This window comes from Sphingomonas sp. YR710 (assembly GCF_900101455.1).
Classification (GTDB): domain Bacteria; phylum Pseudomonadota; class Alphaproteobacteria; order Sphingomonadales; family Sphingomonadaceae; genus Rhizorhabdus.
This window is the reverse complement of record NZ_FMZJ01000003.1, coordinates 85,120-97,588: the sequence shown is the minus strand read 5'-3', so window position 1 is coordinate 97,588 and position 12,469 is coordinate 85,120. Positions and strand designations below refer to the sequence as shown.

Genomic DNA, 12,469 nt, shown 5'->3' with positions numbered 1-12,469 from the left:
CACAGCGACGAAAATCCCTTTAGTCTCACAGCATTCCGGTGATGGGCTGGCCGACTGCCGCCGACACCCGCACGATAAGACAGAAAGCATTTCATGGTCCAAAGCTCCGCTGACGCGACGACAGAGCCTCCCTCATCCCATCTGAGCCGAAGTGACGGCGATACCTGGTTCGGGCACCCCAGGCAGCTTGCCCGGCTCTTCACCACCGAAGCGATGGAGCGGTTCGGTTATTATGGCATGCGGGCGCTGCTCACGCTCTATCTGACCAAGCATTTCCTGTTCAACGATCAGACCACCAACGGCCTTTATGGCGGCTTTACAGCGCTCGTCTATCTCACCCCGCTCGTCGGCGGAATGATTGCCGATCGTTATCTGGGATCCAAGAAATCGGTCAAATTCGGCGCGATCGTGATGGCTTTCGGCTATTTCGTTTTGTGTTTTGGCGGGCCGACGGCGAAACCCTATGCGATGATCGACGGCACACGCTACGAGGTCGGAATCGATCGGGCGGGAAGCTCCGACACGCAATATGTGGTCGCCGGCGGACAGCATCTGACGATCAAGGGCCAGGATGACGGGACCGTCTCGCTGCTGGCACCCGATGGCACGGTGGCACGGACGGTCGCCAAAAGCGGGTTCGAGCCGGGTGCCGATCGCAGCACATTTCATACGATGCTGATGCTGATCGCATTGTCGATGATCACGGTCGGCAACGGCTTTTTCAAACCGAACATATCGACGATCGTCGGCTCGCTTTATGCAATGGGCGATCGTCGGCGCGATGCGGGATTCACGATCTTCTATATGGGGATCAACCTCGGGTCGCTTTTCTCGCAGATCCTGTGTCCGTTTCTGGCGGTCGCGGTCGGCTGGTGGGCCGGGTTCGGCCTCGCCGCGATCGGTATGTTGCTGTCATGGGCGCTGATCCAGTTCAGTGGAAGCAAGCTGCACGGCTATGGTGATCCGCCACCGGGCCAGACAAGCGATCGCAGCCTGCTGATCTATCTGGGCGCGGTGGTTGCAGTGCCCGTGATGTGGTTCCTGTTCGTCAACCTGATGAACACGCCGAAGGCGGCGCCGGGCAGCGGCATTCTTGGCTATCTGCTCGGCCTGTCAATCATGGGCAAGGTGCTGTTCACGACCTTCCTGATCTCGGTCATCGGCATTCCGCTGTGGTCATGGCGGGTCGGTAACAAGGTCGAGTTTCAGATGATGATGGCGGCGATCGTGCTCATCGTGTTCAACGTCACCTTCTGGACCCTGTTCGAACAGGCAGGATCGTCGCTGACCCTGTTTGCCGATCGCAACACCGATTTGTCGGTGTTTGGGCTGTTCACGATGTCGGCGGGGCAGACGCAATTCTTCAACGCCTTCTTCATCGTCGCGCTGGCGCCGTTTTTCAGCGTGATGTGGAACGCGCTGGGCCGGCGCGGATGGGAGCCGGGGATTCCGATCAAGTTCGCGATCGGGCTGGCTGGCGTCGGCCTGGGATTCCTGGCGCTCGTGTGGGGCACACATTATGCCGGTCCGGACTTCAAGGTGTCGGTCTGGTGGCTCGCCTTGCTCTACCTGATCCATTCGATGGCCGAACTGTGCATCTCGCCGGTCGGCCTTTCGATGATCACCAAATTGTCGATCGCCCGTGTCGTCGGGCTGATGATGGGGGTGTGGTTCCTCTCGATCTCCTGCGCACAATATGTGGCCGGCGTGGTCGCGCAGGTCGCGAGCGTCGAGACGGTCGGCGGGCAGGTAACCAACCTCAAGGTCAGCCTTGATACCTATGCCGGCGTGTTCCAGACGATCGGTCTGATTGCGATCAGCATCGGCGCCTTGTTGTTCGTCATTTCGTTCGCGCTCAAGAAGTGGATGCACGGTGTCCAATAAGCTCAAGGCAATCATCGCGCTGTCGCTGCTGGCAACGGCATGTACCCAGGCGGAACCGCCGAAGACGGCGGCGTCGGAAAGTCCGCCGCCCGGAAAGGGCAAGGGCTTCTCGCACGATCCCTATCCGTCGACCTATCACGCCTATCCGTCGGTGCCGACGGCGATCGTGGGTGCCACTATCTACGATGGCGAAGGCGGCCGGATCGAGAATGGCACGGTGCTGCTCAATGACGGCAAGGTGATGGCGGTCGGCGGGCCCGGTACGCCGATCCCTGCGGGGACCACGACGATCGACGCGCATGGCAAATGGGTGACGCCGGGCATCATCGACGTGCACAGCCATCTGGGGGACTATCCCTCACCCGGTGTGAAGGCGCTGTCGGACGGCAATGAGGCGACCAGCCCCGTTACCGCGGATGTCTGGGCCGAACATAGCGTCTGGCCGCAGGATCCCGGCTTCAGCCGGGCGCTGGCCAATGGCGGTGTGACGACCCTGCAGATCCTGCCGGGGTCGGCCAACCTGTTCGGCGGTCGCTCGGTGGTGCTCAAGAACGTCTATGCGCGCACCACGCAGGGGATGAAGTTTCCGGGCGCGCCGTATGGCCTCAAGATGGCGTGCGGCGAAAATCCCAAGCGTGTCTATGGATCCAAGAATCGCGAGCCATCAACCCGGATGGGCAATATCGCGGTCGATCGCCAGACCTGGATCAAGGCCGTCGAATATAAGCGCAAATGGGACAAATTTGAGAGCAAGGGTGGCGAGATCCCGGGCCGCGACATCGCGATGGACACGCTGATGGGTGTGCTCAACGGCGAAATCCTTGTCCACAACCATTGCTACCGCGCCGACGAAATGGCCAATGTGATCGATATGTCGAAGGAGTTCGGCTATCATGTCAGCGCGTTCCATCATGCGGTGGAGGCCTACAAGATCGCCGACCTGCTCAAGGCCAATGGCATATGCGCGGCGGTGTGGGCCGATTGGTATGGCTTCAAGATGGAAAGCTATGACGGCGTTCGCGAGAATCTCGCCTTGCTGCAGAAGGCGGGGGCATGCGTTACGATCCATTCGGACGATCAGAACGGCATCCAGCGACTGAATCAGGAAGTGGCGAAAGGACTGGCGGCGGGCCGGCGCGCCGGGATCGTCATTCCGGATGAAGTCGCGTGGGAATGGCTGGCGATCAACCCGGCGAAGGCGCTGGGCATCGCCGACAGGACCGGCAGCCTGAAGGCGGGCAAGATGGGCGATGTCGTGCTATGGAACGGCAATCCGTTCAGCGTTTACACGCGGCCCGAAAAGGTCTGGATCGACGGCGCGATGCTCTACGATGCCTATAATCCGAAGTTGCGGCCGGTCAGCGATTTCGAGCTTGGCCAGCCCGGCGAAGGAGACGTGAAATGAAGCATCTCCTTCTCGCCGCGGCGGCCTTGATCGCCGCACCGCTGTCCGCCGAGACGATCGCGATCACCGGCGGCAAGCTGGCTATCGGTGATGGATCGCAGCCGATCGAGTCCGGTACGGTGGTGATCGCCAATGGCCGTATCGTCGCGGCCGGCGCGGGTGTCGCCGTTCCGGCGGGCGTGCGCGTGATCGACGCGCGCGGCAAATGGGTCTCGCCCGGTATCATCGCCGGCGTCAGCACGCTCGGCATCCTCGACGGCTATGGCATGCCGGAGACCAACGATGCCTCGGCGCCGAAGTCCCCCTTCTCCGCGGCGATCGATATCGCCCCCGCCATCGATGCGAGCGGTCAGCGCATTGCCATCGAGCGTTCGGCCGGGGTCACGCGGGCGTTCGTGATACCATCGGCGGAGAATACAATGTTCGCCGGACAAGGCGCGGTCATCGATCTGGGTGCCGATCTCGATCCGGTGACCCGCGCGCGGGCGTTCCAATATGTCGAACTGGGTGAGGACGCGACCGATCATTCCGGCGGTAGCCGTCCGGCGGCACATGTCCTGCTGCGGACCGCTTTGGCCGCCGCCGGCAATCCGGCGGGCGCATCGTTCGCAGACAAGAGCTCGTTGATCACCCGGCAGGATGCTGAAGCGCTGGGGCCCGTGGTGCGCGGACAGATGCCGCTGCTGGTGCATGTCGAACGAGTTGCCGATATCAAGGCGACCCTGGCGCTGAAAGCCGATTTTCCGCGGTTGAAGCTCGTGCTGGTCGGCGCGACCGAAGGTTGGCGGGTGGCCGGCGATATCGCCGCGGCGCATGTGCCGGTGATCGCCGCCGGGCTTGTCGATCTGCCCGAGAAGTTCGAAACCTTGTCGGCGACCCAGTCGAACATCGGGCGGCTCAGCCGGGCTGGCGTTATGGTGGCCTTGTCCAACGCGGACATTTCCGAAGGGCCTTATGAATCCTACCTCGCCCAATATGCCGGCAACCTCGTCGCGCTGACGAAAATACCTGGCGCGCAGGGGCTCGACTGGGGGGCTGCGTTCGCGACGATCACGTCGAAGCCGGCCGCGGCGATCGGGATGGACGGGGAGATCGGATCGCTGAGGCCCGGCCGTCGCGCCGATGTCGTGATATGGGACGGCGATCCGCTGGAGCTCGCATCGGCGCCGACGGCCATCTTCATCGATGGCGTTGCCCAGCCGATGACGAGCCGCCAGACGCGATTGCGCGATCGGTACCTCGATCCCGGCGAGAAGAATTTGCCGAAGGCCTATGAGCATTGATATGAGCCCTCTCCCGCTTGCGGGGAAGGGCTTCAGGTAGACGGGCGGCCACGGCCGCGAAGGGCAACAGCATGACGCGTAGATATTTCGGAACCGACGGCATTCGCGGGCGGACCAATGAGAGCCCGATGACGCCCGAGATCGCAATGAAGGTCGGGCAGGCCGCCGGCGCGCATTTTCAGCGCGGGGATCACCGCCATCGGGTGGTGATCGGCAAGGATACAAGGCTGTCGGGCTATATGATGGAATCGGCGCTGGTGGCGGGGTTCACTAGCGTGGGCATGGATGTGGTGATGGTAGGCCCGATGCCGACGCCGGCGGTGGCGATGCTCACCCGATCGATGCGCGCCGATCTGGGCGTGATGATCTCCGCCAGCCATAATCCGTTTGCCGATAACGGTATCAAGCTGTTCGGTCCCGATGGCTACAAGCTCTCGGACGATGACGAGGCGATCATCGAGAAGGCGCTCGATCAGCCGGTGCGGCTCGTGGCCTCCGCCGATATCGGGCGGGCTCGTCGGGTGGAGGATGCGCGTGGCCGTTATGTTCACGCGGTCAAATCGAGCTTTCCCGAGCATCTGCGGCTCGACGGGCTGCGGATCGTGCTCGATTGCGCCAACGGGGCGGCTTATGATGTTGCGCCGTCCGCTCTGTGGGAATTGGGCGCCGACGTCATCACGATCGGGGTTTCGCCGAACGGGACCAATATCAACGAGAAATGCGGTTCGACCGACCCCAAGGCGCTGCAGGCGAAGGTCAGCGAGACGCGCGCCGATATCGGCATAGCGCTCGACGGCGATGCCGATCGCCTGATCGTGGTCGACAATCATGGCAAGGTCGTCGACGGCGATCAGTTGATGGCGCTGATCGCTTCCGGCGCGCAAGCGCGCGGCGAGTTGCGCGGGGGTGGCGTCGTCGCGACGGTGATGTCGAACCTCGGGCTCGAACGCTTTCTGGGCGGGAAGGGACTGAAGCTCCACCGCACGCAAGTGGGCGATCGTTATGTCGTCGAGGCGATGCGCGCCGAGGGGTATAATGTCGGTGGCGAGCAATCGGGCCACATCATTATGACGGATCATGCAACCACGGGTGATGGCCTGATCGCGGCGTTGCAGGTGCTGGCGCAACTGGTCGAAAGCGGCCGGCCGTCGGCCGAATTGCTTCATCTGTTCGATCCGTTGCCGCAATTGCTGAAGAATGTCCGCTTCGCCGGCGGCGAGCCGCTGAAGGACGAGAAGGTCAAGGCGGCGATCGCGGATGCAGAGCAGAGGCTTGACGGCACCGGCCGGCTGGTGATCCGCAAATCGGGCACCGAACCGCTGATTCGGGTGATGGCGGAGGGCGAGGATAAGGGCCTCGTTGAGGCGATGGTCGATCAGATTTGCGAGGCCGTGCGCAGGGCCGCGTGAGCACCATTTCCCCCGGAACGGCGCGCATCCTGATCATAGCCGGATCGGATTCGGGCGGTGGCGCCGGAATCCAGGCCGACATCAAGACGGTCACGATGCTCGGCGGCCATGCGATGACGGCGATCACCGCGATCACGGCACAGAGCACGATCGGCGTGGCGGCGGTGCATTTGGTGCCGGTGGAAATCGTCCTGGCACAGATCGATGCGGTGGCGGCGGATATCGGCGTCGACGCCGTCAAGATCGGCATGCTGGGCAGCGCCGCGCTCGCGGAGGCGCTCGCCCGCCGGTTGCAGGAATTCACGTCCCTGCCGATCATCTTCGATCCGGTGATGATCGCAAGCAGCGGCGCGGCGCTTGCTGATCGCGACACGATTGCGGCCTTTTCAGCGTTGATGGATCTTGCCACGCTGGTGACACCGAATCTGCCCGAACTGGCGGCGCTCGGCGGTTCGGCCGAGGATCTGGCCAAACGCCATGGCTGCGCCGTCTTGGTCAAGGGTGGACATGGGGCTGGCGACCAACTTTCAGACCGGCTCGTCCGCCGGGCCCGGCCACCCGTGGAATGGCGATCGGACAGGATCGCCACACGCCATGATCACGGCACTGGCTGCACCCTGGCCAGCGCGATCGCGACAGGCCTCGGCCAGGGGCTTTCGATCGAAGACGCCGTGGCGCGCGGGCGGGATTTTGTTCGTGCCGCGATGCTGGCGGCCCCGGGCCTTGGCGCCGGCCATGGGCCGATGGGGCACGGCTTTGTCAAATGTGGCACGTTGGCGTAGGAACTAAGGCGTGTTGACAGCCATCGCCGGACCATTTCTAACCGGTCTATGAAATGGCTGGCTGGATGGGATTTTTCCGCACGCGTCGTGCCGGCGTTGCCGGTGTGGATGGGCCAGATCATCTTCGCGCTTTTGTGCGCACTGGGGTTTATCGGCGTCCGTGTCGTGGTCGATATCGTTTCGCCATCCGCTGGGCCGTTCGCGCTGGTCTATCCGTTCGTGCTGGCTGCAACCCTGTTTGGTGGCTGGCTGGCCGGCGTGATCGCCAATGCGCTGGCCTTTGCCTACATCATTTACTTCGTGCTGCCGGTAACGGGCAATTTCATTCTGGAAGTCATGGCCGATAGACCGCGGCTGCTGGTCAATATCGTGGCCGGCACCATCATCATCCTGTTCGCCGAAATTTTTCGCCGCGCCGTGGTCGACGCGGCGGCGGAGCGGGAAGCGCGGATCGCCGAGCGTGATCTGCTGCTGCATGAGATCGATCATCGCGTGAAGAACAATTTTGCCGCGGTCACCGGGCTGATCCAGCTTCAGCGGCAACGAGCGACGGACGATATAGTGAGGGATGAACTCGGCGTCGCGCTCAACCGGGTCGAAAGTTTCGCGACCGCGCACCGGTTTCTGTATCGTGACGGCGCGCAGGTCGATTCAGTCAATATGCAGGCCTATCTGGAAGAGCTGAGCGCGGCGCTGTCTTCGGGCCTGCTGCGATCGGATCAGGTGCGGATCGTCTGCATATCCGAGCCGATCGAAATATCGCGCGACCGGGCGGTTTCGATCGGTCTGATCGTCAACGAACTCGTCACCAATGCTGCCAAACATGCCTTTCCCGATGATCGCGGCGGGCGGATCCTGATCCTGTTCCAGCGGGTCGACGGCGCGATCGAGCTGATCGTTGAGGATGATGGCTGCGGTGGCGCGGATAAACGGCGCGACGGCAGTCTCGGCCGTCGGCTGATTGCAGGCTTTGTCCAGCAGGCGTCCGGAGAATTATCGATCCAGACTTCGCCCGAGGGGACAAGTTGCCGGGTCCGGCTTCGGTAGTTCAGTTCCTGCGGCATAAAAAGGGCCGCCCGGATCGCTCCGGACGGCCCTTTTTGGCTTTGTGCGATGGCCGACGGATCAGCCTTCGGTAGGCTCGTCGGCCATGTCGGCGGGCAGTTCGCCCGGCTCGGCATTGGGATCATAGTCTTCGGTGAAGCCGGCTTCATCGCGTTCGAACATCGATGCCATGACATCGACGCCCTGCGACTGCAGTTCAGCTTCTTCCGGCGACCGGGCGACGTTGACGGTGATCGTCAGGGTCACTTCGGCGTGGAGCACGATCTTTACGTCATGCACACCGATCGCCTTGATCGGGCGGCTGAGCACGATCTGCGACTTGAGCACCTTCGTGCCGTCGGCTTCCAGCGCTTCGGCAAGATCGCGGGCCGATACCGAACCATAGAGCTGGCCGGTGTTCGATGCCTGACGGATCAGAACAATCGACGTGCCCTTGAGCCCTTCGGCCTCCGCAACGGCAGCCGTGCGGCGATTGGCATTGTCGACTTCGATCTGCGCGCGGTTGGCTTCGAAGATCTTCTTGTTGGCCGCGTTGGCGCGGAGCGCCTTCTTGCGGGGCAACAGGAAGTTCCGGGCGAAGCCGGTCTTCACAGTAACGATGTCGCCGATCTGACCGAGCTTCTCGACTCGTTCGAGCAGGATTACGTCCATAGCGTAGCCCTCCTTATTTCACGATGTAGGGAAGAAGCCCGATATGCCGGGCGCGCTTGATCGCCTTGGCGAGTTCGCGCTGCTTCTTTGCGGATACCGCGGTGATACGCGACGGGACGATCTTGCCACGCTCGGACACGAAGCCCTGCAGCAAGCGTACATCCTTGAAGTCGATCTTGGGAGCGTCCTTCGCGGAGAAGGGGCAGCTCTTGCGGCGGCGGAAAAATGCGCGTGCCATATTGTTCTATCTCCCTCAGGCCGCGTCGCGGTCATCACGGTCACGGCGGGGGCGGTCGCCCCGGTCGCCACGATCGCCTCGGTCACCACGATCACCGCGGTCGCCACGATCCGGACGGTCCCCACGGCGGCCTTCGCGCTCGCCACGGCGCATCATTGCGGACGGGCCGGCTTCCAACTCGTCGACGCGGACGGTCATGTAGCGGATGATGTCTTCGTTGATGCCGGTCTGGCGCTCAAGCTCTGCCACGACGCCTGCGGGGGCATCGATCTGCAGCAGCACATAATGCGCCTTGCGGTTCTTCGCGATGCGGTAAGCGAGACCACGCAGGCCCCAGCTTTCGGTCTTTACGACCTTGCCCTTACCGTCCTCAACGATCTTGGTGGCGATTTCCGCCAGCGCGTCGACCTGGGCTTGAGCCAGATCCTGACGCGCGAGAAACACGTGCTCGTAGAGAGCCATGCGTTCACGTCCTTGCATTTGGCCGATCGCTGACGCCGCCCCATGCGAACGCCCCTCCGGCTGTCTTCAAAAATGAATCGAGGGCGAAGAGACAGGCCCTTCACCCCGATTGCGGCGGCCTATGACGCAAGATGGCCGCAAAGGCAAGCGCGGTCCCCCACGCAATTTCATGGAACAGGGCTTGGCAGCACGGGTTGAGACGTTCAGGATCCAACGAATAGCAAGGCGAATGGTGCATTGACAGTTTTCCGATGGCAGCCGCTCCTGATGGGTGCGGCCATGATGATTGCCGCGCCGGCCCTGGCGTCGACGCCTCGGCAGATATTGACCGAGGCGGCGTTTCAGGCGCGCGACCAGCCAACGGCGCTAGCGCAGGTGGCGCAATCCGAAGCTGCGGCCAACGCCATCCTTGCACGCATTCCGAACGACCGCGAAGCGAGCGTCGTTCGCGCGATGGCGATCGGTTATCGGGCAAAACTTACCCGCAATCGTGCTGACGCGCTTGCCGCGCGCAAACTGTTCACGGCGCTGGTGGCGGCCGATCCGCGCGATCCAGAGGCCGAAGCCGCGATCGGCGCCTGGCATCTGGATTCGGTTGCGGCGTTGGGCGGGCTGGTTGCAGGCATGGTGCTCGGTGCGGACAAGGCCGATGGAACGGCTGCGATGGACCGGGCGGTGGGGTTGGGCGGCGGCCGGGCGATGTTCCCGGGGCTGGCAGCTCTGCTGAGGCTGGCGCTCGATCCCGATGATGCGCGCGCGCGCGCGCTGGCCGAGGAGGCCAGCCGGGGCAGCACCGTCTATCCGCTCGATCGGCTGATGCAGCGAAGCGCCGCGGCCGTGCTGGTGCCGCTCCGGGCCGGCGACAAACGCGGGGCCCAAAACCTGGCAAAGCAATTGCTGCCGTTCGGTCGCCTGCCGTCATGACGGATCGGCTTTTGCTTGCCTTGGGCAAAGGCCTTTCCTAGTGGCGGCTGCCTGAGATCGAACAGGGGGGGGCGACCATGCGCGCATTCATATTTCCGGGGCAGGGCAGCCAGGCAGTGGGCATGGGCCTTGCGCTGTCGCAAGCCAGCGCGGTTGCGCGTGAAGTGTTTCAGGAAGTCGACGATGCGCTCGGCCAGAATCTGTTCCGGCTGATGACCGAGGGACCGGCGGACGAATTGCAGCTCACCGAAAACGCCCAGCCGGCGATCATGGCGAATGCGATAGCCACGCTGCGCGTGCTGTTGAAGGAAGGCGGGTTCAGCCTGCCGGACAAGGCCGATTATGTGGCAGGACATAGTCTGGGCGAATATTCGGCCTTGTGTGCGGCCGGGGCGATCGATCTGTCGACGACCGCCAGGTTGCTGAAATTGCGCGGGCAGGCGATGCAGGCGGCGGTACCGGTTGGCGAAGGCGCGATGGCGGTGTTCCTCGGCCTCGATTTCGCCGGCGCACGGGCGGTCGCGGAGGAAGCGGCGCAGGGCGAGGTGTGCCAGGCGGCGAATGACAATAGCAACCGTCAGGTGGTGGTGTCTGGCCACAAGGCCGCGATCGATCGCGCGATCTTGATCGCGAAGGAAAAGGGCGCCAAGCGGGCCCTGCCGTTGCCGGTATCCGCACCATTCCATTGCTCGCTGATGCAGCCCGCCGCCGATGCGATGGCCGACGCGTTGGCCAAGGCGGCGATCCAGAGCCCGCTGGTGGCGGTCTACGCCAATGTGATTGCAGCGCCCGTCGCCGATCCATCGGAGATCGTTCGGCTGCTCGTCGAGCAGGTGACAGGCACGGTGCGGTGGCGCGAGAGCGTGGCCGCGATGGCCGATGCCGGTGTCGAGCAATTCGTCGAGTTTGGCGGCAAGGCCGTCGGGCCGATGGTGAAGGACATCACCGACAAGGCTAGGGCGATCAGCATCGTGAAGATGGCAGATATCGAGGCTTTTGCCGCCACGTTGTGATGCCGGAGCTAAGGAATTAACCCGTCATCCTGAACTTGTTTCAGGATCCACTCTTCAACACGCGCCGCTCTACTTGTGGCACGGTGAATGCTGAAACAAGTTCAGCATGACGGTCAGGGGAGAAATTGGATGTTCGATCTTACAGGGATGACCGCACTGGTGACCGGCGCATCGGGCGGGATCGGTGCGGCGATCGCGAAGGCGCTCGTGGCGCAGGGGGCCAAGATCGCTTTGTCAGGCACGCGCGAAGAGGCGCTGAATGCGGTCGCGACCGAAATCGGCGGGGATACGGTGATTCTGCCCTGCAATCTGGGCGATGCCGCCGCAGTCGACGGGCTCGTTCCGCGCGCTGTTGAGGCGCTTGGCGGCAAGATCGACATTTTGGTCAACAATGCCGGCGTGACCCGCGATAACCTGATCATGCGCATGAAGGACGAGGAGTGGGATCAGGTCATCTCGGTGAACCTCGAGGCCGCGTTCCGGCTGATCCGGGCGGCAACCAAGCCGATGATGAAGGCGCGTTTCGGCCGGGTGATCACGATCACGTCGGTGGTCGGCACCACCGGCAATCCGGGCCAGGCCAATTATGCGGCTTCCAAGGCCGGGCTGGTCGGCATGTCGAAGGCGCTGGCGCAGGAACTGGCAAGCCGAAACATCACCGTCAATTGCGTGGCGCCGGGATTTATCGCGTCGGCAATGACCGATGTGTTGCCCGAAGCACAGAAGCAGTCGTTACTCACCAGGATTCCGGCCGGAAAGCTGGGCGATGGGGCGGATATCGCCGGCGCCGTCGTCTATCTTGCGAGCCGCGAAGCGTCTTACGTCACGGGCCAGACGCTGCACGTGAATGGCGGGATGGCGATGATCTGAACTTTTATAGAGGGGCAGCTCCGCTTGCTCCCCTCACTGCACGCTTGCAAGCAACCGCGGCCCCGTTTAGGGCATCGGGAAAGAGACCCCAAGGAAGGTTAGAGATATGAGCGAGACCGCCGAGCGCGTTAAGAAGATCGTTGTCGAGCATCTCGGCGTGGATGCCGAGAAGGTAACCGAAGAGGCGAGCTTCATCGACGATCTGGGCGCCGACAGCCTTGATATCGTCGAACTGGTGATGGCGTTCGAGGAGGAATTCGGTGTGGAAATCCCTGACGATGCCGCCGAGAAGATCGCGACCGTCAAGGATGCGATCAGCTATATCGAAGCCAATAAGGGCTGATTTTCGAACCGGTCCGCTGAGCCGCCACTTGCCCGCTGAGGCGACGGCGCCAGAGCCGAAATGATGAACGGCTTCCCGACCCAGGGCGTGTCTATGGGGCGGGGGGCCGTTTTCTCGTTCAGAATAGAGCTTTCAAGACA

The 12,469-nt window shown here is 62.9% G+C and carries 13 protein-coding genes; 10 read left to right on the top strand and 3 right to left on the bottom strand.

Annotated features, from left to right (window positions below):
- Nucleotides 1–93: 93 nt before the first annotated feature.
- The 6 genes from BLS13_RS05065 to BLS13_RS05040 all read left to right on the top strand — a co-directional run bounded on the left by BLS13_RS05065 (nt 94) and on the right by BLS13_RS05040 (nt 7,810).
- Nucleotides 94–1,884: a peptide MFS transporter gene (locus tag BLS13_RS05065; protein ID WP_093450330.1), complete on the top strand. Its 1,791-nt coding sequence runs from the start codon at nt 94–96 to the stop codon at nt 1,882–1,884.
- Between the two features lie 28 nt (nt 1,885–1,912).
- On the top strand, nt 1,913–3,289 hold the full coding sequence (locus tag BLS13_RS05060) for an amidohydrolase (protein WP_256325726.1): 1,377 nt from the start codon (nt 1,913–1,915) through the stop codon (nt 3,287–3,289).
- Nucleotides 3,286–4,572 carry an amidohydrolase family protein gene (locus BLS13_RS05055; RefSeq protein WP_093450326.1) on the top strand — a complete coding sequence of 429 codons (1,287 nt, stop codon included), beginning with the start codon at nt 3,286–3,288 and terminating at the stop codon, nt 4,570–4,572. Before BLS13_RS05060 ends, BLS13_RS05055 begins: the two co-directional genes overlap by 4 nt.
- Before the next feature lie 71 nt (nt 4,573–4,643).
- A complete protein-coding gene (gene glmM / locus BLS13_RS05050) occupies nt 4,644–5,981 on the top strand; it encodes a phosphoglucosamine mutase (protein WP_093450325.1) in 1,338 nt (445 codons plus the stop codon).
- Nucleotides 5,978–6,763, top strand: a complete 786-nt coding sequence (thiD, locus tag BLS13_RS05045; RefSeq protein WP_256325713.1) for a bifunctional hydroxymethylpyrimidine kinase/phosphomethylpyrimidine kinase — start codon at nt 5,978–5,980, stop codon at nt 6,761–6,763. The genes glmM and thiD overlap by 4 nt, the downstream gene beginning before the upstream one ends.
- Nucleotides 6,764–6,811: 48 nt before the next feature.
- Nucleotides 6,812–7,810 carry a sensor histidine kinase gene (locus BLS13_RS05040; RefSeq protein WP_093450323.1) on the top strand — a complete coding sequence of 333 codons (999 nt, stop codon included), beginning with the start codon at nt 6,812–6,814 and terminating at the stop codon, nt 7,808–7,810.
- A gap of 78 nt (nt 7,811–7,888) precedes the next feature.
- On the opposite strand, the gene rplI is transcribed toward BLS13_RS05040, so the two are convergent.
- From rplI to rpsF, 3 genes are read right to left on the bottom strand one after another with little or no spacing between them, the layout of a single operon-like run.
- A complete protein-coding gene (gene rplI / locus BLS13_RS05035; protein ID WP_093450322.1) occupies nt 7,889–8,479 on the bottom strand; it encodes a 50S ribosomal protein L9 in 591 nt (196 codons plus the stop codon).
- Between the two features lie 13 nt (nt 8,480–8,492).
- Nucleotides 8,493–8,717, bottom strand: coding sequence for a 30S ribosomal protein S18 (rpsR, locus tag BLS13_RS05030; RefSeq protein ID WP_037527061.1), 225 nt, complete (start codon nt 8,715–8,717; stop codon nt 8,493–8,495).
- Nucleotides 8,718–8,732: 15 nt separating this feature from the next.
- A complete protein-coding gene (gene rpsF, locus BLS13_RS05025) occupies nt 8,733–9,179 on the bottom strand; it encodes a 30S ribosomal protein S6 (RefSeq protein ID WP_093450320.1) in 447 nt (148 codons plus the stop codon).
- Between the two features lie 279 nt (nt 9,180–9,458).
- On the opposite strand from rpsF, the gene BLS13_RS05020 reads away from it, so the two are divergent.
- From BLS13_RS05020 to BLS13_RS05005, 4 genes are all read left to right on the top strand, one after another.
- On the top strand, nt 9,459–10,103 hold the full coding sequence (locus BLS13_RS05020; RefSeq protein WP_371128182.1) for a hypothetical protein: 645 nt from the start codon (nt 9,459–9,461) through the stop codon (nt 10,101–10,103).
- A 77-nt stretch (nt 10,104–10,180) separates the two neighbouring features.
- Nucleotides 10,181–11,116: an ACP S-malonyltransferase gene (gene fabD, locus BLS13_RS05015; protein WP_093450318.1), complete on the top strand. Its 936-nt coding sequence runs from the start codon at nt 10,181–10,183 to the stop codon at nt 11,114–11,116.
- 129 nt (nt 11,117–11,245) lie between these two features.
- Nucleotides 11,246–11,986: a 3-oxoacyl-[acyl-carrier-protein] reductase gene (gene fabG / locus BLS13_RS05010; protein WP_093450316.1), complete on the top strand. Its 741-nt coding sequence runs from the start codon at nt 11,246–11,248 to the stop codon at nt 11,984–11,986.
- Between the two features lie 106 nt (nt 11,987–12,092).
- Nucleotides 12,093–12,329 (top strand): acyl carrier protein, encoded by a 237-nt coding sequence (locus BLS13_RS05005; protein WP_037527066.1) that lies wholly within the window; start codon nt 12,093–12,095, stop codon nt 12,327–12,329.
- Nucleotides 12,330–12,469 lie beyond the last annotated feature (140 nt).

Coding starts and splice junctions, on each gene's coding strand:
- BLS13_RS05065 (WP_093450330.1), top strand. CDS start 94: ATGGTCCAAAGCTCCGCTGACGCGACGACAGAGCCTCCCTCATCCCAT.
- BLS13_RS05055 (WP_093450326.1), top strand. CDS start 3,286: ATGAAGCATCTCCTTCTCGCCGCGGCGGCCTTGATCGCCGCACCGCTG.
- glmM (WP_093450325.1), top strand. CDS start 4,644: ATGACGCGTAGATATTTCGGAACCGACGGCATTCGCGGGCGGACCAAT.
- BLS13_RS05040 (WP_093450323.1), top strand. CDS start 6,812: ATGAAATGGCTGGCTGGATGGGATTTTTCCGCACGCGTCGTGCCGGCG.
- rplI (WP_093450322.1), bottom strand. CDS start 8,479: ATGGACGTAATCCTGCTCGAACGAGTCGAGAAGCTCGGTCAGATCGGC.
- rpsR (WP_037527061.1), bottom strand. CDS start 8,717: ATGGCACGCGCATTTTTCCGCCGCCGCAAGAGCTGCCCCTTCTCCGCG.
- rpsF (WP_093450320.1), bottom strand. CDS start 9,179: ATGGCTCTCTACGAGCACGTGTTTCTCGCGCGTCAGGATCTGGCTCAA.
- BLS13_RS05020 (WP_371128182.1), top strand. CDS start 9,459: ATGATGATTGCCGCGCCGGCCCTGGCGTCGACGCCTCGGCAGATATTG.
- fabD (WP_093450318.1), top strand. CDS start 10,181: ATGCGCGCATTCATATTTCCGGGGCAGGGCAGCCAGGCAGTGGGCATG.
- fabG (WP_093450316.1), top strand. CDS start 11,246: ATGTTCGATCTTACAGGGATGACCGCACTGGTGACCGGCGCATCGGGC.
- BLS13_RS05005 (WP_037527066.1), top strand. CDS start 12,093: ATGAGCGAGACCGCCGAGCGCGTTAAGAAGATCGTTGTCGAGCATCTC.